Source organism: Amycolatopsis sp. NPDC104775, assembly GCF_055583325.1.
Genome location: NZ_JBVJOE010000011.1, coordinates 89,941 through 107,117 on the forward strand (window position 1 = coordinate 89,941; position 17,177 = coordinate 107,117).

At 70.4% G+C, this 17,177-nt stretch carries 22 protein-coding genes; 14 read left to right on the top strand and 8 right to left on the bottom strand.

Annotation, left to right across the window (positions count from 1 at the left end; translation table 11 throughout):
- Window positions 1–4: 4 nt before the first annotated feature.
- Both ACZ63D_RS36265 and ACZ63D_RS36270 read left to right on the top strand, forming a co-directional pair.
- Window positions 5–700, top strand: coding sequence for a response regulator (locus ACZ63D_RS36265; protein ID WP_465358846.1), 696 nt, complete (start codon window positions 5–7; stop codon window positions 698–700).
- Complete coding sequence (locus ACZ63D_RS36270; protein WP_009074915.1) at window positions 697–1,350, top strand: response regulator; 654 nt, start codon at window positions 697–699, stop codon at window positions 1,348–1,350. The genes ACZ63D_RS36265 and ACZ63D_RS36270 overlap by 4 nt, the downstream gene beginning before the upstream one ends.
- A gap of 194 nt (window positions 1,351–1,544) precedes the next feature.
- On the opposite strand, the gene ACZ63D_RS36275 is transcribed toward ACZ63D_RS36270, so the two are convergent.
- A complete protein-coding gene (locus tag ACZ63D_RS36275) occupies window positions 1,545–2,339 on the bottom strand; it encodes a carbon-nitrogen hydrolase family protein (RefSeq protein WP_465358847.1) in 795 nt (264 codons plus the stop codon).
- An 84-nt stretch (window positions 2,340–2,423) separates the two neighbouring features.
- Here ACZ63D_RS36275 and hisD point away from each other — a divergent pair, with 84 nt between their 5' ends.
- From hisD to hisB, 3 genes are read left to right on the top strand one after another with little or no spacing between them, the layout of a single operon-like run.
- Complete coding sequence (hisD, locus tag ACZ63D_RS36280; protein WP_465358848.1) at window positions 2,424–3,749, top strand: histidinol dehydrogenase; 1,326 nt, start codon at window positions 2,424–2,426, stop codon at window positions 3,747–3,749.
- Window positions 3,746–4,855, top strand: a complete 1,110-nt coding sequence (locus ACZ63D_RS36285; protein ID WP_465358849.1) for a histidinol-phosphate transaminase — start codon at window positions 3,746–3,748, stop codon at window positions 4,853–4,855. Before hisD ends, ACZ63D_RS36285 begins: the two co-directional genes overlap by 4 nt.
- Entirely contained in the window at window positions 4,852–5,451 is a 600-nt protein-coding gene (gene hisB / locus ACZ63D_RS36290; protein WP_037367102.1) for an imidazoleglycerol-phosphate dehydratase HisB, read from the top strand. The genes ACZ63D_RS36285 and hisB overlap by 4 nt, the downstream gene beginning before the upstream one ends.
- A 90-nt stretch (window positions 5,452–5,541) precedes the next feature.
- Here hisB and ACZ63D_RS36295 read toward each other — a convergent pair whose 3' ends face one another.
- A complete protein-coding gene (locus ACZ63D_RS36295; RefSeq protein WP_465358850.1) occupies window positions 5,542–6,279 on the bottom strand; it encodes an MBL fold metallo-hydrolase in 738 nt (245 codons plus the stop codon).
- A gap of 17 nt (window positions 6,280–6,296) precedes the next feature.
- On the opposite strand from ACZ63D_RS36295, the gene ACZ63D_RS36300 reads away from it, so the two are divergent.
- Entirely contained in the window at window positions 6,297–6,455 is a 159-nt protein-coding gene (locus ACZ63D_RS36300) for a hypothetical protein (protein ID WP_465358851.1), read from the top strand.
- 592 nt (window positions 6,456–7,047) lie between these two features.
- Here ACZ63D_RS36300 and ACZ63D_RS36305 read toward each other — a convergent pair.
- Window positions 7,048–7,692: a GNAT family N-acetyltransferase gene (locus tag ACZ63D_RS36305; protein ID WP_465358852.1), complete on the bottom strand. Its 645-nt coding sequence runs from the start codon at window positions 7,690–7,692 to the stop codon at window positions 7,048–7,050.
- Window positions 7,693–7,724: 32 nt separating this feature from the next.
- The gene (locus ACZ63D_RS36310; protein ID WP_465358853.1) at window positions 7,725–9,908 is read right to left on the bottom strand and encodes an MMPL family transporter; all 2,184 of its coding nucleotides are present in this window, start codon (window positions 9,906–9,908) and stop codon (window positions 7,725–7,727) included.
- Window positions 9,909–10,102: 194 nt separating this feature from the next.
- Between ACZ63D_RS36310 and ACZ63D_RS36315 the strand changes: the two genes are divergently transcribed.
- Together ACZ63D_RS36315 and ACZ63D_RS36320 are read left to right on the top strand one after the other, a co-directional pair.
- Window positions 10,103–10,681: a TetR/AcrR family transcriptional regulator gene (locus ACZ63D_RS36315; protein WP_465358854.1), complete on the top strand. Its 579-nt coding sequence runs from the start codon at window positions 10,103–10,105 to the stop codon at window positions 10,679–10,681.
- A 59-nt stretch (window positions 10,682–10,740) separates the two neighbouring features.
- Complete coding sequence (locus ACZ63D_RS36320; RefSeq protein ID WP_465358855.1) at window positions 10,741–11,556, top strand: class I SAM-dependent methyltransferase; 816 nt, start codon at window positions 10,741–10,743, stop codon at window positions 11,554–11,556.
- A gap of 117 nt (window positions 11,557–11,673) precedes the next feature.
- Here ACZ63D_RS36320 and ACZ63D_RS36325 read toward each other — a convergent pair whose 3' ends face one another.
- Window positions 11,674–12,222, bottom strand: a complete 549-nt coding sequence (locus tag ACZ63D_RS36325) for an RNA 2'-phosphotransferase (protein WP_465358856.1) — start codon at window positions 12,220–12,222, stop codon at window positions 11,674–11,676.
- Between the two features lie 46 nt (window positions 12,223–12,268).
- A complete protein-coding gene (soxR, locus tag ACZ63D_RS36330) occupies window positions 12,269–12,730 on the bottom strand; it encodes a redox-sensitive transcriptional activator SoxR (RefSeq protein ID WP_037713059.1) in 462 nt (153 codons plus the stop codon).
- Window positions 12,731–12,784: 54 nt separating this feature from the next.
- Between soxR and ACZ63D_RS36335 the strand changes: the two genes are divergently transcribed.
- Entirely contained in the window at window positions 12,785–13,483 is a 699-nt protein-coding gene (locus tag ACZ63D_RS36335) for a thiamine pyrophosphate-dependent enzyme (RefSeq protein ID WP_465358857.1), read from the top strand.
- A complete protein-coding gene (locus tag ACZ63D_RS36340) occupies window positions 13,483–14,373 on the top strand; it encodes a transketolase family protein (protein ID WP_465358858.1) in 891 nt (296 codons plus the stop codon). The genes ACZ63D_RS36335 and ACZ63D_RS36340 overlap by 1 nt, the downstream gene beginning before the upstream one ends.
- Before the next feature lie 33 nt (window positions 14,374–14,406).
- On the opposite strand, the gene ACZ63D_RS36345 is transcribed toward ACZ63D_RS36340, so the two are convergent.
- Window positions 14,407–14,592, bottom strand: coding sequence for a hypothetical protein (locus ACZ63D_RS36345; protein ID WP_465358859.1), 186 nt, complete (start codon window positions 14,590–14,592; stop codon window positions 14,407–14,409).
- Window positions 14,593–14,721: 129 nt separating this feature from the next.
- Here ACZ63D_RS36345 and hisH point away from each other — a divergent pair, with 129 nt between their 5' ends.
- The 4 genes from hisH (at window position 14,722) to ACZ63D_RS36365 (ending at window position 16,808) form a co-directional block, all read left to right on the top strand.
- Window positions 14,722–15,345 carry an imidazole glycerol phosphate synthase subunit HisH gene (gene hisH, locus ACZ63D_RS36350; RefSeq protein WP_465359011.1) on the top strand — a complete coding sequence of 208 codons (624 nt, stop codon included), beginning with the start codon at window positions 14,722–14,724 and terminating at the stop codon, window positions 15,343–15,345.
- Window positions 15,346–15,420: 75 nt separating this feature from the next.
- Entirely contained in the window at window positions 15,421–16,152 is a 732-nt protein-coding gene (priA, locus tag ACZ63D_RS36355; protein WP_465358860.1) for a bifunctional 1-(5-phosphoribosyl)-5-((5-phosphoribosylamino)methylideneamino)imidazole-4-carboxamide isomerase/phosphoribosylanthranilate isomerase PriA, read from the top strand.
- A 36-nt stretch (window positions 16,153–16,188) separates the two neighbouring features.
- The gene (locus tag ACZ63D_RS36360) at window positions 16,189–16,359 is read left to right on the top strand and encodes a hypothetical protein (protein ID WP_465358861.1); all 171 of its coding nucleotides are present in this window, start codon (window positions 16,189–16,191) and stop codon (window positions 16,357–16,359) included.
- Between the two features lie 86 nt (window positions 16,360–16,445).
- Window positions 16,446–16,808 carry a DUF1330 domain-containing protein gene (locus ACZ63D_RS36365; protein WP_465358862.1) on the top strand — a complete coding sequence of 121 codons (363 nt, stop codon included), beginning with the start codon at window positions 16,446–16,448 and terminating at the stop codon, window positions 16,806–16,808.
- Here the strand turns inward: ACZ63D_RS36365 and ACZ63D_RS36370 are convergent.
- Complete coding sequence (locus ACZ63D_RS36370; protein WP_465358863.1) at window positions 16,792–17,175, bottom strand: PPOX class F420-dependent oxidoreductase; 384 nt, start codon at window positions 17,173–17,175, stop codon at window positions 16,792–16,794. The two genes, ACZ63D_RS36365 and ACZ63D_RS36370, sit on opposite strands and share 17 nt — an antisense overlap.
- Between the last annotated feature and the right edge of the window lie 2 nt (window positions 17,176–17,177).

The window sequence follows — 17,177 nt, forward strand, 5'->3', positions numbered from 1 at the left end:
ACCGGTGACCAGGACAGCGCAGCGACCCAGCGACGTAGAGGACCAGCCGGAATCCGCCGGAGCCATCCAGGTCGCCGTCATCGAGGACCATCCGCTGTACCGGCGTTCGGTGGAACGCGTCCTCATCGAGGCCCCGGACGTCGAACTGGGCGCGGTGGTGGACTCGGTCGCGCGGTTCCACGTCGCGCGCCAGCCCGCCGGGAGCGTCGTCCTCCTCGACCTCGGCCTGCCCGGCGTCGCCGGCGCGGCCGCAGTGCTCGAAGTGGCCGAGCTGGGCCATCACGTGCTGGTCGTGTCCGCGCAAGCCGAACCGGAGACGGTGCTCGCCGCGATCGCCGCCGGGGCCAAGGGATTCCTGTCGAAGGACGTCGACGTCGACGAGCTGCTGATCGCCATCCGCGCGGTCGCGGGAGGCGGCGCGTATGTGTCGGCCGTCGTCGCCGGAATGATCATCAAGGACAACACCGACCGCCCGGTCACCCGGCCGGAAATGGAGCTGTCGCCGCGCGAAGTGCAGGTGCTGCGGCTCGTCGCGGCGGGCGAACGGGACGTCGACATCGCGCGGATCCTCGACATCGGCGTCCGCACCGTGCGGGGCTACCTCGACCGGATCCGCGACAAGACCGGCGAACGGCGGCGCCCCGGCCTCGTGAAGGAAGCGATCCGCCGCGGGCTGGTGGGGAAGGAAACACTGAGGTGAAAGCCGACGAGGGGCGGCGCCGGAGCGGACCCATCCAGGTCGGGGTGATCGAAGACCACCCGCTGTACCGGGACGCGGTCGCGCGCGTGCTGAACGAGGCCCCGGACATCGAACTGGGCGCGGTGGCCGACTCCGTGGCGCGGTTCGCGGTGCAGGACCAGCCGAAGGGCAGCGTGGTCGTGCTCGACCTGAAACTGCGCGGCGTCCAGGACGCGGCCGCGGTGCTCGAGGTGGGGCAGATGGGGCACAAGGTGCTCGTGGTGTCCGCGCACGCGGAACAGCCGGAGGTCCTCGGCGCGATGCAGGCCGGGGCGAAGGGATTCCTGTCGAAGGACGTCGACGGCGACGAACTGCTGCGCGCGATCCGCACCATCGCCGAGGACAACGCGTACGTCTCGCCGACGCTGGCCGGGATGATCATCCAGGACAGCGACGAACGGCACGCCGGACCGAAGATCGTGCTGTCGGAGCGGGAAAAACAGGTCCTGCGCCTGGTGGCGGCGGGGGAGCGGGACGTCGACGTGGCGGAGATCCTGGACATCAGCGTCCGGACGGTGCGGTCGTATCTGGACCGGATCCGGGACAAGACCGGCGAGCGGCGGCGGGCGGGGTTCGTCCGGGTGGCGATCCGGGAAGGGTTGCTGCGCTGAGGTTCGTCCGGCTCCGAGGAGGTTTCCCCGCGGCTGATTCGCTGTCCTCGCATGATTCCGCAGCTGTCCGTGAAGGGAACCTTCACAGACTCTGATTCCCTCAAGGTGCCCCTCACGGACCTCTGCACCGTCGACACCGCACCGGCTGCTGAGAAAGCCTCAACGCGGCATGGGGGCGCGAGCCGGGACCGCGTTCACAGCCGCCGGTTCGCCAAGGCCCCGGTCGCCGTCCGAGCCTTCCCGGCCACCTCCGGCTCCACGTCCACCACGAGCATCTCCGCCCCGGCCCCGGCCCGCGCCGCCACCCGGCCGAACCCGTCCGCCACCAGCGAGTACCCGATCCCGGTCGGGGCCTTAGGGTTGACCTCCGTCCCGGTCGCCGCCGGATCGGCCTGCCCGCAAGCCGCCACCCAGCACCCGGAGTCCAGCGCCCGCGCCCGCACGAGCACCTCCCACTGCTCCCGCTTCCCGGCCCCCGCGCCCCACGAAGCCGGAACCGCCACGACGTCCGCCCCGTCGTCGGCCAGCCGCCGGAACAGCTCCGGGAACCGCAGGTCATAGCAGGTGGCGACGCCGAAAACGGTCCCCTCCGCGGAGAACGTCACGACCTCCGAGCCCGGCGCGACGGTGTCCGACTCGGCGAACCCGAAAGCGTCGTACAGATGGATCTTGTCGTACCCGAGATGCTGCCCCAGCCCGGTGACCAGCAGCGTGTTCCGCACCCGCCCGCGGTCCGCCGGCGTGAACATCCCGGCGATCACCAGCACGTCGTGTTCCGCGGCGATCGAAGCCACCGCCGACGCCCACGGTCCGTCGAGCTGCTGCGCCACCGGAGCGAGCGGGCGGCCGAAGCGGGCCATCGTCGCTTCCGGGAACACCACCACCCGCGCGCCGTCAGCGGCCGCGGCCTCCACGCCGGAGCGAACCGCTTTCAGGTTTTCTTCCGGGTCGTCGCCCGAGTTGAGCTGGCACAACGCGATCCGGGGCACACAAGCCTCCCTGGTCCGGGGACAGCGGGTCGTCACCGAGTATCCCTGCCGGGAGCGCGCGGGCCACCTCGTACCCTGGTGTCCATGTTGAACCGCACCGACCTGCGCGGGCAGGTCCCCTCCGCTGCCGAGCTCCGTGCCGCGCTTCCGCGCGCCGAGTACGACGTGGACGCGGCCCTGCATCAGGTCCGGCCGGTGGTCGAGGCGGTCCGCGACCGCGGGGTCGAGGCGGTCCTCGAGTTCACCGAGCGGTTCGACAAGGTGCGCCCGGAGACGGTCCGGGTGCCCGCCGAGGAACTGGCCAAGGCACTGTCCGAGCTGGACCCGCAGGTCCGCGCCGCGCTGGAGGAGTCCATCAAGCGCGCCCGGAAGGTGCACTCGGACCAGCGCCGCCAGGACGTCACGACGCAGGTCGTCCCCGGCGGCACGGTCACCGAGCGCTGGGTGCCGGTCGACCGCGTCGGCCTGTACGCGCCGGGCGGGCTGGCGGTGTACCCGTCGACCGTGGTGATGAACGTCGTCCCGGCGCAGCTGGCCGGCGTGCGCTCGCTGGTCGTGTGCTCGCCGCCGCAGGCCGCGTTCGGCGGGCGGCCGCACCCGACGATCCTGGCGGCGGCCGCGCTGCTCGGCGTGGACGAGGTCTGGGCGGTCGGCGGCGCGCAGGCGGTCGCGCTGGTCGCCTACGGCGGCGTCGACACCGACGGCGCCGAGCTGGCCCCGGTGGACATCGTGACCGGCCCGGGCAACATCTTCCTCACCGCGGCCAAACGCCTGGTCCGCGGCGTGATCGGGATCGACTCCGAAGCCGGCCCCACCGAGATCGCGATCCTCGCCGACGAGACGGCCGACCCGGCGCACGTCGCCGCCGACCTGATCAGCCAGGCCGAGCACGACCCGCTCGCGGCGAGCGTCCTGGTGACCACGTCCGAGGAGCTGGCCGACGCGGTCGAGCGCGAGCTGGCTGCCCGCGTCCCGGCGACGAAGCACTCCGAGCGGGTCGGCGAGGCCTTGGGCGGCAAGCAGTCCGGCGTCATCCTGGTGTCCACTGTGGACGACGGACTGCGCGTGGTGGACGCGTATGCCGCCGAGCACCTGGAAATCCAGACCGCGAACGCCCGCGAGGTGGCCGCGCGGGTGCGCAACGCCGGTGCGGTCTTCGTCGGCGCGTACGCCCCGGTTTCGCTGGGCGACTACTGCGCGGGCTCCAACCACGTGCTGCCCACCGGCGGGTTCGCCCGGCACTCCTCGGGGCTGTCGGTGCAGAGCTTCCTCAAGGGCATCCACGTCGTGGACTACTCCGAGGACGCCCTGCGCGAGATCGCGCCCCGCGTCGTCGCGCTCGCGAACGCCGAAGACCTGCCCGCGCACGGCGAAGCCGTCACCGCGCGTTTCGAAGGAGACGGCCGATGAACGAAGCCACGCCCGGCGGCGAGGTCACCCTCGCCGAACTCCCGCTGCGCGACGACCTGCGGGGCCGCACCCCGTACGGCGCGCCGCAGCTGGACGTCCCGATCCGGCTCAACACCAACGAAAACCCGTACCCGCCGCCGCCCGAGCTGGTCGACGACGTCGCCGAGGCGGTGCGTGCCGAAGCCGCGTCGCTGCACCGCTATCCGGACCGCGACGCGGTGGCGCTGCGCACCGATCTGGCGGACTACCTGACGGTGTCCACGCGGGTCGTGCTGTCCGAAGCGAACGTGTGGGCGGCGAACGGGTCGAACGAGATCCTGCAGCAAATCCTGCAGGCGTTCGGCGGTCCGGGCCGCACCGCGCTGGGCTTCGAACCGTCGTACTCGATGCACCCGATCATCGCGACCGGCACCCGCACCGACTGGCTGCCGGTGCCGCGCCGCGCGGACTTCTCGCTCGACACCGCACGGGCGGCCGCGACGGTCGCCGAGCGCAAGCCCGACATCGTCTTCGTGACCAGCCCGAACAACCCGACCGGCGGGTCGATCCCGCTGGACCAGCTGGGCGGCGTGCTCGACGCGGCCCCCGGGATCGTCGTGGTGGACGAGGCGTACGCCGAGTTTTCCTCGCAGGCCAGCGCGATCGAGCTGATCGCGGAGTATCCGGCGAAGCTGATCGTGTCGCGCACGATGAGCAAGGCGTTCGCCTTCGCCGGCGGACGGCTGGGCTACCTCGCCGCCGCACCGGCCATTGTGGACGCTCTGCAGCTCGTCCGGCTGCCGTACCACCTTTCCAAGATCACCCAGGCGGCCGCCCGCGCCGCCCTCCGGCACGCCGACGCCACCCTCGCGTCGGTGCACCGGCTCTCCGCCGAACGCGACCGCGTCGTGGAAGCCTTGCTGGGCTTGGGATTCACCCCGGTGCCGAGCGACGCCAACTTCGTCCTCTTCGGACAGTTCAGCGACGCGCCGGCCAGCTGGCAGTCCTATTTGGACCATGGCGTGCTGATCCGGGACGTGGGCATCGAGGGGCACCTGCGGGTGACCATCGGCACCCCGGAGGAGAACGACGCCTTCCTCGAGGCGAGTAAGGAAGTGACGCGATGAGCCGCGTCGGCAAGGTGGAGCGCACCACCAAGGAATCGTCCATCCTGGTCCAGCTGGACCTCGACGGGACCGGCCAGGTGGAGATCGCCACCGGCGTGCCGTTCTACGACCACATGCTCACCGCCTTCGGCGTGCACGGTTCGCTGGACTTGAAGGTCGAGGCGACCGGCGACGTGCACATCGACGCGCACCACACCGTCGAGGACACCGCGATCGTGCTCGGCCAGGCACTGCGCCAGGCCCTCGGCGACAAGAGCGGCATCCGCCGCTTCGGCGACGCGTGGATCCCGATGGACGAAACGCTCGCGCACGCCGCGATCGACGTCTCCGGCCGCCCGTACTGCGTGCACGTCGGGGAACCGGAGCAGTTCAACACCTTCACCATCGGCAACAACTACCCGTTCGTCCTGACCCGGCACGTCTTCGACTCGCTGGCCTTCCACGCGCAGATCGCCCTGCACGTCCGGGTCATCCACGGCCGCGACCCGCACCACATCGCGGAAGCGGAGTACAAGGCCGTGGCCCGCGCACTGCGGGCGGCGACGGAACCGGACCCGCGGGCGGGCGGGATTCCTTCCACCAAGGGCGTGCTCTAGCGACGCCGTTCGCACCGGATGTCCGTGAGGGGACCCCTGAGGGAATCAGATTCCCTCAGGGGTCCCCTCACGGACGCGAACCGCGGCGACTCACACCCGGAACACCGTGCGCGGCGCGGCGTAAGCCACCGGCCCGGGAAAGTGTTCGGCAGCAAGGCGAACCGCGTCGCGGGTCGTGACCGTGTGGCCCAGATGCGTGAGCACCAACCTCGCTGCTCCCGCCGCCGCGCGGCCCGCTTCCTCCGGAGTCAGGTGTTCCGCGGAGGGTTCGATGCTGTCCGCCTCGCACAAGAACAGGTCGGTGCCCTTCGCGAGTGAGGAGAGTGCCGAGCACGGCCCGGTGTCGCCGGAGTACGCGAAAGTCCGCTCCCCGTCAGTGATCCGCACCCCGAACGCCGGAAACCCGTGCGACACGGCCACTGTCTCCAGCCGCAGGTCGCCGACCCGGGTGCGATGCCCGTCGTGCAGCTCCCGAACGGCGAACGCTTCCTCGATCGGCGCGCGCCCGGTGTTGCTCAGGAACGCGGAAATCCGCGCCGCGGTGCCCGGCGGACCGTAGAGCGGGATCGGGCGTCGCAGGGTCAGATCCGCGAACAACAGTGCGTACACCGCCGGTAACAGATCGGCGACGTGGTCCGCGTGCAGATGCGAGATCCAGATCGCGTCCAGCTCCGCCGGTGAGGCGTGTTCCTGCAGGGCCGCGAGGGTGCCCGGTCCCGCGTCGAGCCAGATCGCGGTGTTCTCGTGGCGCACCAGGTACCCGGAGCACGGCGCGTCCGGGCGCGGGTACGGTGTCGCGCTGCCCAGTACCGTCACGGTGAAAGCCATGTGGCACGCTAACCCCTGTGAGCAAAGAGCTGATCGCGGTCCTGCTGCTGGCCCTGGGCGGCTTCCTGGCGGGCGGGGTCTACTCGCTGTGGAAGACCGCGAAGTTCTTCGCCGTGGTGCTGGGCATCGCGGCGGTGCTGTCCATCGGCGGGGCCATCGCCTGGCTCGTCAGCTGACCGCTGCGACCTTCCCGGACCTGCTGAGCGCGCCTTTCGGCCGTTTGCGCGCACACTTCCCCACGACGAACGGTCGCTGACGCGGGCTCCGCAATGGACGGCTCCGCGACGAATGCGGGGATCGCCGTGGTTTCCGGCAATGAATGCGGGCGCTTGCCAGCGTGAGGCCCTGGAACGTGCGCCGGTTATGCGGCGAACGGGATCCCGCAGTGAACGCGGGCGCTCGCCTTTTCGTGGGTTTCGTGGCGTGCGGGTTCCGCGGTGAGGGCGGGTGCTTGCCAGCGTGAGCCTCGTTGTGCGGGGGTTCTGCGGCGAGTGGGGTCTCTGCAGTGAAGGTGGGTGCTCGCCTTTCGTGCGCTTCGCGGCGTGTGCGGGTTTCTGCGGTGAGTGCGGGTGCTTGCCAACGCGAGCCCCGTAACGTGCGCCGGTTATGCGGCGAACGAGATCCCGCAGCGAACGCGAGCACTCACTCAACGCAGGCCTCGCAACAAGCGCGGCTCTCACCTACGCGAGCCCTCACCACGAACGCGAGCCACCCGACTGCCAGTCCCCGCGCCAAACCCACCCCCACTACCGCCGCAGCCCCGGGGAACTACACCACCGACGGCCGATAAATACCCTGCGCCAACGTCGCGTGCTTCTTCCACCCCAACGACTCGTACAACGCTCGCCCGGCGTCCGTAGCCCCGAGAACGCCCAGCACTGCGCCATCCGCCACCGCGTGGTCGGCGAGCGTGCGCATCACCAAACCGCCCAGTCCGCGCCGTCGGTGCGACTCCTCGGTCATCACCCGGTCCACGATCACCGCTTCGCCGACTGCTGCCATCTGCCCCTTCGCGGCCTGCTCGCCCGTCGCGTCCAGCACCCGGACGTATGTGACGGCTCCGTTCTTCTCCGTCGTCACGCGGTAGCCCTCTGGCACCACCGGGTTCGTGGCCAGCAGGTCCGTCACCATCAGGTGCCCAGTGTGCTCCCAGGCCATTACCCAGCCGTCCGGCAGCCACGGTTCGATCGTTTCCGGTTCGGCGGGCATCTTCATCCACGTCCGAGGTTCGCTGACCGCGCCGGCAGCGGCGCGGACCAGCGATTCCTCAGTCTCCGGCAGGACGTGCCTGCCCACCTCCGCGGGATTGTCCGGCACCTCGACGAAAAGCCCCCAGGGCTTCTCGACCGGCGGCGGCGTCCGCCGCGACAACGCCCATCCCGCTACCCAGGTCCGCACGGTGTCCTCGATCATGAAAAGACCATACGAACCGGCACCGACAAAAATCAGACTCGCGTCAGTTCGCGTTCGTCGTCACCGGGGGCGCCGAGTTCGCGGACCAGGCCTTCGCCTTCGACGTCCACGTTCGGCAGGATCCGGTCGAGCCACTTCGGCAGCCACCAGGCGCCGCGGCCGAGCAGCGACATCACCGCGGGCACGATGGTCATCCGGATGACGAACGCGTCCACCAGCACGCCGAAGGCCAGCGCGAACCCGATCGACTGGATCAGCGTCGATTCGGCCAGCACGAACCCGGCGAACACCGAGATCATGATCAGCGCGGCCGCCACGACGACCCGCGCCCCGTGCCGGAACCCGGTCACCATCGCCTCCTGCGGTTCGGCCCCGTGCACGTGTTCCTCGCGCATCCGGGTCACCAGGAACACCTGGTAGTCCATGGCGAGTCCGAACAGGACGCCGATCAGCAGGATCGGCAGCATGCTCATGATCGGGCCGGTCGAGGCGACGCCGAGCAGATCGGTCAGCCAGCCCCACTGGAACACCGCGACCACCGCGCCGAACGTCGCGACCACCGAGCCGAGGAACCCGAGCGTCGCCTTCAACGGCACCACGACCGACCGGAACACCAGCATCAGCAACAGGAACGCCAGCCCGACGATCAGCGCGAGGTAGGGCAGCATCGCGTCGGAAAGCTTCTGCGACACGTCGATGTTGGCCGCGGTCTGGCCGGTCACCGCGAGGCTGCCGCCAGTGCTTTCCCGCAGCGGCGCGGATTGCGCGCGGATCGCCGACACGAGGTCCTCGGTCTGCGTGCTGCTCGGGCCGCTCTTCGGGATCACCGTCAGCAGCGCGGTGTCTCCGGCCGGGTTGGCTCGCGGCGGCGTCACCGCGGCGACGTCCGGCAGCTTGCCGATGTCGGCGGCGGCCTGTTTCGCCGCGGCCAGGTTGTGGTTCGGGCCGGTGTCGACGACGACCAGCAGCGGTCCGTTCGCGCCCTCGCCGAAGCCCTTGCTGACCAGGTCGTAGGCCTTGCGCTGGGTGGTGTCCGGCGCGGCGGTGCTGTCGTTGGGCAGGCCGAGCTGCATGCTCAGCGCGGGAATCGCGACTACGGCCAGTCCGACCAGCGCGGTCAGCAGGACCGGAACCCGGTGCCGCGCGACGAAACGCGCCCAGCGTTCGCCGTGGGTCGGGCCTTCGGTGCGGCGGCGCACGCGGATCTTGCTGCTGCCGACGCGGGGGCCGGCGAACCCGAGCACGGCGGGCAGCAGCGTCAGCGCGATCAGCACGGCGATCACGACCGTCGCCGCGGCGGCGATGCCCATCTGGCCGAGGAACGGAATGCCGACCACGGTGAGCCCGGCGAGCGCGATGATCACGGTGAGCCCGGCGAACACCACGGCGGAGCCAGCGGTGCCCACCGCTCGACCGGCGGCTTCTTCGGGTTCGCGGCCCTCGGTGAGTTCGTGGCGGTAACGGGAGACGATGAAGAGCGCGTAGTCGATCCCGACTGCGAGCCCGATCATCAACGCCAGCACCGGAGTGTTGGAGTTCAGCTCCAGGTAACCGGACGCGAGCATGATGCCCGCCATTCCGACGCCGACCCCGACCAGCGCGGTCAGCAACGGAATCCCGGCGGCCAGCAGCGAGCCGAAAGTAATGATGAGCACGACCGCCGCGACCGCGACGCCGAGCCCTTCGGTGGCACCGGTCGCCGGGATGCCCTGCACCGCGTCGCCGCCGTACTCGACCTGATAGCCCAGCTGTTTCGCGTGGTCGCCGGTCGCGAGCAAGGCCTGGCGGTCGGAGTCGCTGAGTTCGAAGCCCTTGACCTGATAGCTCACCTGCGCGAGCGCGAGCTTGCCGTCCGGGGAGATCGATTTCGCCTGGAACGGGTCGACGACCGCGGCCACCTTCGGCGCGGACTTCAGCTTGCCGACCACGCCTTCCACGGCCGCTTGACCCGCCGGGTCGGTGATCTTGTGCCCGTCCGGCGCGGCGATCGCCACGCGTGCGGTGCCGCCGCCCGCCGCGGCCTGCGGGAAGTGCTCGGCCAGCCGGTCGATCGCCTGCTGGGATTCGGTGCCGGGAATGGTCACCGAATCGGACAGCTTGCCCGACAGCGTGAGCGCGCCCGCGCCCAACGCCGCGAGGACAAGCGCCCAGACCGCCGCTACGAGGGCCCGGCGGCGGAACGACAGCCTGCCGAGCCGGTACAGGAAGGGTGCCACGAGTCGTCTCCGTTTCGCGCCCGAAGCGGGCTCTCCGCACTGGAATCGCCCTTTCGAAGCTAGCCGTTCGGCAAGGAGCTGCCAAGCCGATCGGCTAGGTTGTGACTAGCCGCACGGCAAGTGTCGGACTAGTCGTGCGGCTAGTACCATGACGTGCTGCGGAGCAGCGCACTCCGCTTGAGGAGGAGGGCGCGATGACGACCGCCGAACCGGTCGCGGGCACGCGGACCAGGCTGCTCGCCACTGCCCTGCGGCTGTTCTCCGAGCACGGCGTGGAGGGCACGTCGCTGCAGATGATCGCCGACGAGCTGGGCGTCACCAAGGCCGCGGTGTACTACCACTTCAAGACGAAGGCGGAGATCACCGAGGCGGTCGCGGAACCGGGCATCCGGGAGCTGGACGAGCTGGTCGTCGAGGCGGCGAAGCACCGGCGGCACGGCGCGCGCGTGGACCATCTGCTGGACGGTTTCGTCGATCTCGTGGTGCGGCACCGGGTGCTGGTCGCGTTGTTCTCCAGCGATCCGGGCATCGACGCGGCGCTCGCGAAGTCGAGGCACGGCGTCGAAGGATTCAAGCAGGCGCTGATCTCGATCGTGGCCGGTAGCCCGGAGCCGGACGTGACGGCCCGCGTCGCGGCTATCGTGGCGTTCACCGGCATCGCGATGGCGGGCGGAGCGCCCGATCTGGCCGAGGTGGACGACGAAACGCTGCGCCGGGAACTGGTCGACGTGGGCAGGCGGCTGCTCGGCAGGCCGCGTCGCCGGATCTGCTGACTTCTCAACTGTTGAGAACTTTGTTGCAGTATTTGGGAATGCCGTCCTAGCCTCGAAGCATGTCTCCGGAAAGCGCGTACGGACAGGGACACGCGGAAAGCGTTGTGCGGTCTCAACGCTGGCGCATCGTCGACAACTCGGCGGCCTATCTCGCCCCGGAACTCCTTCCCGGGCGCAGCGTGCTGGACGTCGGCTGTGGCCCCGGGACCATCACGGTCGACATCGCCCGCCGGGTGGCCCCGGGCGAGGTCGTTGGCATCGACGTGTCGGACGCGGTTCTGGAGCAGGCGCGTGCGCACGCCGAGCGCGAGGGCGTGAGCAACGTCCGGTTCGAGCGCGCCGACATCACGGAGGCGGCCCCGCTCGGCCGATTCGACGTCGTGCATGCGCACCAAGTGCTGCTGCACCTGACCGAGCCGGTCGAAGCGCTGCGGCACATGCTGGCGCTGGCTAAGCCCGGCGGGGTCGTCGCCGCCCGCGACACCGATTACGCCGCGGCGTTCTGGTGGCCCGCGGACTCACGGCTGGACCGATGGCTGGAGGTCTACCGCGCGGTCGCGCACGGCAACGGCGCCGAGCCGGACGCCGGACGGCGATTGCTGGCTTGGGCGCACGCCGCGGGCGCCCGCGACGTCACGCCGAGCGCCTCCATCTGGTGTCATTCCACGCCTGAGGAACGCGCGTGGTGGGGCGGCATGTGGGCGGAGCGGATCCTGGATTCCAAGATCGCTGAGCAGGCGGTGGCGGGCGGATACGCGACTGCCGAAGATCTTCGCGAGATTTCCAACGCGTGGCGCGCGTGGGCCGCGGATCCGGACGGCTGGTTCTCGATCCCGCACGGGGAAATCCTGTGCCGCGTCGGCGAAAACGGCTGAGGTGACGGAACGCTCCCTGGGTTCTCGCTGATGTCTGTGAGGGAATCCTGAGGGAATCAGATTCCCTCAGGATTCCCTCACAGACCTCTCGGCCGGGGTGAGCTGGCTACGGCTGCGCTATTCGGCCGCCGACAGAAACTCCGTGGGCACCGCCGCGGTAAGCCACACCCCGTTGTCGCTCACCTGAAAAACGTGCCCGCGCGCGGCCATTTCCCCCGCCGCGACCGTCAGCACCACCGGTTTCCCGTGCCGCGACCCGACCTTCCACGCCGTTTCCTGGGTCGCCGACAAATGCACCGCGTGCCGCTTCATCGGCCGCAGCCCTTCGGCCCAGATCGACGGCAGGAACCGCGTCGCCGTGCCGTGGAAGAGGATTTCCGGCGGCGGCGTGTCCGGCAGTTCCAGGTCCACGCGGACGCTGTGGCCCTGGTTGGCGCGGATCAACGTCCCTGTCTCGTCAAAGGCGAATCGCTGTTTGGCGCAGTTCGCGACGACCTCGTCCAGTTCCGCCCGGCTCACCGGGAACCGGTTCCGGGCCAGTGCCGCCACAAGTTCGTCGACGGGGACCCAGCCGCCGGGGGAGAGGGTCAGGCCGAGCCCGCCGGGGTCGTGGCGCAGATGCCGGGACAGCCGTTTGGATACTCGGATTCGATGTTTCTCATTCATTTCCGCCCGTAGTAACCCACACCGAGGCGCTGGCGCGCAACGGAATTCAGATCCCGCCCTCCAGCACGGGACGGAGCTTGCTGGCCCCGGGCCCGAACCGGGCGAGTTCGTCGTCGGCGTTGTACAGGCCGCAGCTGCGCAGCGACAGGCATCCGCAGCCGACGCATCCGGTCAGCCGGTCCCGCAGCCGCTGCAGCGCGTCGATCCGGGCGTCGAGTTCGGTCTGCCATTCGCGCGACAGCCGGGCCCAGTCCGCCTTCGTCGGCGCGTGGTCGGCGGGGAGCGTCTCCAGTGCCGCGCTGATGTCTTCCAGCGACAGCCCGACCCGTTGCGCGGCGCGGATGAACGCGATCCGCCGCAGCACCGAACGCGCGTAGCGGCGCTGGTTGCCCGCCGAGCGTTCGGACGTGATCAGGCCGCGCTCCTCGTAGAACCGCAGTGCCGTGTGGGGAACTCCGCTGCGTTCCGCGACCTGGCCGATGCTCAGCTTGTCCGCCAACCTCGTCATTGGTCCAGGTTAGCGCTTGACCTTCAGTTTGGTCGAGGTTGCATGGTCGAGGCCATGACCACGACAACGCACGAGCCGGGCTACGCGGACCTGCCCCGGCTGATCTCGCTGATGACCGGCGACGACAAGCACCACGCGGCCGCGGAGTCCACAGTGGACGTCCTGTGGGTGCTGTTCGACCGCGTGCTGGACCTGGGCCCGGACGCCGCCAGCGACCCCGGGCGCGACCGGTTCCTGCTGTCCAAGGGGCACGGGCCGATGGCGTACTACGCGGTGCTCGTCGCGAAGGGCTGGCTGGACGAGGACGAACTCGCCGACTGGAGTTCGGCGCGTTCGCGGCTCGGCCACCATCCCGACCGCGTCCGCGTGCCCGGCGTCGAAATCTCCAGCGGTTCGCTCGGGCACGGCCTGCCGATCGCGGTCGGCGCCGCGCTCGGCTTGCGCGCCCGCCGGTTCAGCTCGCGGATCGTCACGCTGGTCGGCGATGCCGAACTCGACGAGGGCTCCAACCACGAGGCGATCGTCGTCGCCGCGCGGCTCGGGCTCGACAAGCTGACCACGGTGGTCGTCGACAACCAGTCCTCGACGCACGGCTGGCCGGGCGGCATCGCGCGCCGTTTCGAAACGGAGGGCTGGGCCGTGCGCACCGTCTCCGGCCGCGATCACGAAGCCCTGTACGACGCGTTCACCACCCCTCATCCCGGACGGCCGCTCGCGGTCGTCGCCGTCGTGGAACCGAAAGGCGCGCACTGATGCCGAACATGCGGGAAACCTTCCTGGCCACCGCCGAGGAAATCGTCAACACCGACCAGGACGTGGCGATCGTCCTCGCCGACATCTCGGCCGCGTCGCTCGCCGAGGCCGCGCGAAAGCATCCGGACCGGGTGCTCAACGTCGGGATCCGCGAGCAGTTGCTCGTAAGCGCCGGCGCCGGGCTCGCCCTCGCCGGACTGCGGCCGATCGTGCACACCTTCAACGCGTTCCTCGTAGAACGCGCTTTTGAGCAAATCAAATTGGACCTCAGCCACCAGGACCTCGGCGCGGTGCTGGTGTCCTACGGCGCTTCCTACGACATGCCGATGGAAGGCCGCACGCATCAGGCCCCCGGGGATGTCGCGCTGATCGATACCTTGCCCGGCTGGTACGTGCACGTTCCCGGCCATCCCGAAGAGGCGCGGCGGCTGCTGCTCGATTCGGTGCCCGGGGACAGCCGGACCTACCTGCGGCTGTCCGCGCAGGAGAATGCGGAGCCGCACCTCGGCGTCGGGCTGCAGACGATCCGCCAGGGCACGCGCGGCGTGGTGATCGCGGTCGGGCCGATGCTGGACCGGGTGCTGGAGGCGACCGAGGGCATGGACGTGACGGTGCTCTACACCTCGACCGTGCGCCCGTTCGACGCCGAAGGCCTGCGCGCGGCGATCACCGACGTGGCGGACGTGGCGCTGGTGGAGCCGTATCTCAAGGGGACGTCCGCGCATTGCGTCGCCGACGCGCTCGCGGACCGGCCGCACCGGCTGCTGAACCTCGGCACCCGCCGGGACACCGAGGTGCGGATCTACGGCACGCTCGCCGATCACGATCTCGTGCACGGGCTCGACGCGGGTTCGATCGCGTTGTCCCTCAAGGAATTTTTCACCGGATAGGGCGGAATTCCGGCAGGGGGCCACCGCCCGGGGTCACCAGCCGCGGTCGGCGCGTCGCACGGGGTCCGCCGTGCGCGCGGCTGGCCGGCGCTGGCGGTCGATCTCCGCGCGGGTCTTCTGCGGCGGGATGGTGAGCTCCCTGAACTGCGGGAACGGCACGCTGTCGATGTCTTCCCGCCACGCTTGGAACATCCGGGAGAGCAGATCGGACTCGGACATTTCGCCCTCTTTCCGGGTCCGGGGGCGCCGGCGGCGCCACACATCGGCTAGTGGTTACCCGTTCGGGCGGGGAATGAAACAGGGTCGGAACGAAATTCTCCGGGAGGCTAGGCTCGGGTTGTGTCTCGTGTGGTGATCCTCGATTACGGCTCCGGAAACCTCCGCTCCGCCGAACGCGCCGTCGAGCGCGCGGGCGCCGAGGTGGAGGTCACCTCCGACCCGCACGCCGCGGTCGAGGCCGACGGTCTCGTGGTGCCCGGCGTCGGCGCGTTCTCGGCCTGCATGAGCGGGCTGCTTGGCGTGCACGGGCACCGGATCATCGGCAAACGGCTGGCCGGCGGACGTCCGGTGCTGGGCATCTGCGTCGGCATGCAGATCCTGTTCTCGCGCGGCGTCGAGCACGGCGAGGAGACCGAGGGCACCGGCGAATGGCCGGGCACGGTCGAGCGGCTGCACGCCGACGTGCTCCCGCACATGGGCTGGAACACCGTCCGCGCGCCCGCCGATTCGCAGCTGTTCGCCGGGATCGACCCGGAGGAACGGTTCTATTTCGTGCACTCCTACGCGGCGCGGAAGTGGGAGCTGGACTCCGGCCTGTCCGGCCAGCAGCCCAAGGTGACCTGGGCGAACCACGGCGAGGACTTCGTCGCCGCGGTCGAGAACGGCCCGCTGTGGGCGACCCAGTTCCACCCGGAGAAGTCCGGCGACGCGGGCGCGCGGCTGCTGCGCAACTGGCTGGGCACGCTGGGGTAGCCCCCGCTCGTGCGGACCGGAGGGGTCAAGCATCCCCCGGGCGGTGCCGCCGGAGCGCGCCTTTACTCTGTGCGCGTGACTTTCACGCTCCTTCCCGCAGTTGATGTTGCCGACGGCCAGGCGGTCCGACTCGTCCAGGGCGAGGCGGGCACCGAGACCTCCTACGGCAGCCCGCTCGAAGCGGCCCTGCAGTGGCAGCGCGACGGCGCCGAGTGGATCCATCTCGTGGACCTCGACGCGGCGTTCGGCAAGGGCAGCAACCGCGAGCTGCTCGCCGACGTCGTCAAGCGGCTCGACGTGCAGGTGGAGCTGTCCGGCGGCATCCGCGACGACGCCTCGCTCGCGGCGGCGCTCGCCACCGGCGCCCGCCGGGTCAACCTCGGCACCGCGGCGCTCGAGGACCCGGACTGGACGGCGAAGGTCGTCTCCGAATACGGCGACCGCGTCGCGATCGGGCTCGACGTGCGGATCACCGAGGCCGGGCACCGGCTGTCCGCCCGCGGCTGGACGTCCGACGGCGGCGACCTGTGGGAGGTCCTGGAGCGGCTCGACCGCGACGGGGCCAGCCGGTACGTCGTCACCGACGTGAGCAAGGACGGCACCCTGCGCGGCCCGAACCTGGAACTGCTGCGCGAGGTCACCGCCCGCACCGACGCTCCGGTGATCGCCTCCGGCGGAGTGTCCAGTGTGGATGATCTGCGCGCGCTGGCCGGGCTGGCGTCCGACGGCGTCGAGGGCTCGATCGTCGGAAAGGCGCTGTACGCCGGTGCTTTCACCCTGCCGGAGGCTCTCGCCGCAGTTCGCTGACGGCGGGAACCGTTGCCGGGCAACGGAATCCTCGGCATGATCAGCGCGGGCTGCCCGGCAGAGGCGGCGTCCGGCGGTCCGCAGCTGGCTTCGCGGCGGCCGGAGAACTTCGGTCTCCGCGAACAGCGGGCGCGGGTGGTGGAGGAGCCGGTCCGCGCCGAACTCGCCCGCATCGGACGGGAGCTGACGGCCCGCTATGGGGGCTGAACGATTACCCGCCAGGTAATCGACGCCATGCACCCAAGGGGAGAGGATTGCCGGGCAGGCAACGAAATCGACCCGAGGAGCCGGACATGCCCGCTTACGCCATCGCCCACCTTCGCCAGCCCGGGACCGTGCACGACGAGGTCTACCAGTACCTGGAGCTGATCCAGGCGACGCTCGACCCCTTCCAGGGCCGGTTTTTGGTCCACGGTGGACAGACTCGCGTACTCGAAGGCACCTGGCCGGGCGCGACCGTGGTGCTCGAATTCCCGGACTTCGCCACTGCCGAGGCGTGGTACGAATCAGCCGAGTACCGCAAGATCCTCCCCCTGCGCACCGACCACCTGGTCGGAGACGTCATCCTGGCCGACGGTTGCGGACCGGACCACGATTCGGCCGCGATGGGCGCCCGGCTGCGCGCGGAGGCGCGGCAGCTCACTCCGCGATCTTGATCGCGATCCCGATCGTCCGCTCCGGACCGCCGCGGAGGCGGCTGAAGAACATCGTCACTCGCCCGACAATGCCGTAATCCCGCGCGATCACCCCACGCACGCGTTCGGTGTCGGCGGCGTCGAGCAGCCGGGCGGTCCCGCGCACCTCGGCGCCGTGCACCCGGCGGCCGCGCACGTCGCACGCCTGCAGCCGGACCTCGCCGTTGTTGCGGATCCGCTTGACCTTGCCCGCGTTGCGTTCCGAGAACAGCACCAGCTGGTCGCCGTCGCGGGAAATCCACACCGGGGTCTGGACCGCGCGGCCGTCGCGGCGGAAAGTGGTCAGCACGACGTACTTCTCGGCGCCGAGACGCTCCAGTTCGGACATAG

What these genes read in the sequence shown, in the direction of transcription:
- ACZ63D_RS36285 (WP_465358849.1), top strand. Translation starts at nt 3,746, where the DNA reads ATGAACGAAGCCACGCCCGGCGGCGAGGTCACCCTCGCCGAACTCCCG.
- ACZ63D_RS36370 (WP_465358863.1), bottom strand. Translation starts at nt 17,175, where the DNA reads ATGTCCGAACTGGAGCGTCTCGGCGCCGAGAAGTACGTCGTGCTGACC.
- ACZ63D_RS36340 (WP_465358858.1), top strand. Translation starts at nt 13,483, where the DNA reads ATGCCGAACATGCGGGAAACCTTCCTGGCCACCGCCGAGGAAATCGTC.
- hisB (WP_037367102.1), top strand. Translation starts at nt 4,852, where the DNA reads ATGAGCCGCGTCGGCAAGGTGGAGCGCACCACCAAGGAATCGTCCATC.
- ACZ63D_RS36325 (WP_465358856.1), bottom strand. Translation starts at nt 12,222, where the DNA reads ATGAATGAGAAACATCGAATCCGAGTATCCAAACGGCTGTCCCGGCAT.
- hisD (WP_465358848.1), top strand. Translation starts at nt 2,424, where the DNA reads ATGTTGAACCGCACCGACCTGCGCGGGCAGGTCCCCTCCGCTGCCGAG.
- ACZ63D_RS36305 (WP_465358852.1), bottom strand. Translation starts at nt 7,692, where the DNA reads ATGATCGAGGACACCGTGCGGACCTGGGTAGCGGGATGGGCGTTGTCG.
- soxR (WP_037713059.1), bottom strand. Translation starts at nt 12,730, where the DNA reads ATGACGAGGTTGGCGGACAAGCTGAGCATCGGCCAGGTCGCGGAACGC.
- ACZ63D_RS36335 (WP_465358857.1), top strand. Translation starts at nt 12,785, where the DNA reads ATGACCACGACAACGCACGAGCCGGGCTACGCGGACCTGCCCCGGCTG.
- ACZ63D_RS36365 (WP_465358862.1), top strand. Translation starts at nt 16,446, where the DNA reads ATGCCCGCTTACGCCATCGCCCACCTTCGCCAGCCCGGGACCGTGCAC.
- ACZ63D_RS36315 (WP_465358854.1), top strand. Translation starts at nt 10,103, where the DNA reads ATGACGACCGCCGAACCGGTCGCGGGCACGCGGACCAGGCTGCTCGCC.
- ACZ63D_RS36320 (WP_465358855.1), top strand. Translation starts at nt 10,741, where the DNA reads ATGTCTCCGGAAAGCGCGTACGGACAGGGACACGCGGAAAGCGTTGTG.
- ACZ63D_RS36345 (WP_465358859.1), bottom strand. Translation starts at nt 14,592, where the DNA reads ATGTCCGAGTCCGATCTGCTCTCCCGGATGTTCCAAGCGTGGCGGGAA.
- ACZ63D_RS36295 (WP_465358850.1), bottom strand. Translation starts at nt 6,279, where the DNA reads ATGGCTTTCACCGTGACGGTACTGGGCAGCGCGACACCGTACCCGCGC.
- ACZ63D_RS36360 (WP_465358861.1), top strand. Translation starts at nt 16,189, where the DNA reads ATGATCAGCGCGGGCTGCCCGGCAGAGGCGGCGTCCGGCGGTCCGCAG.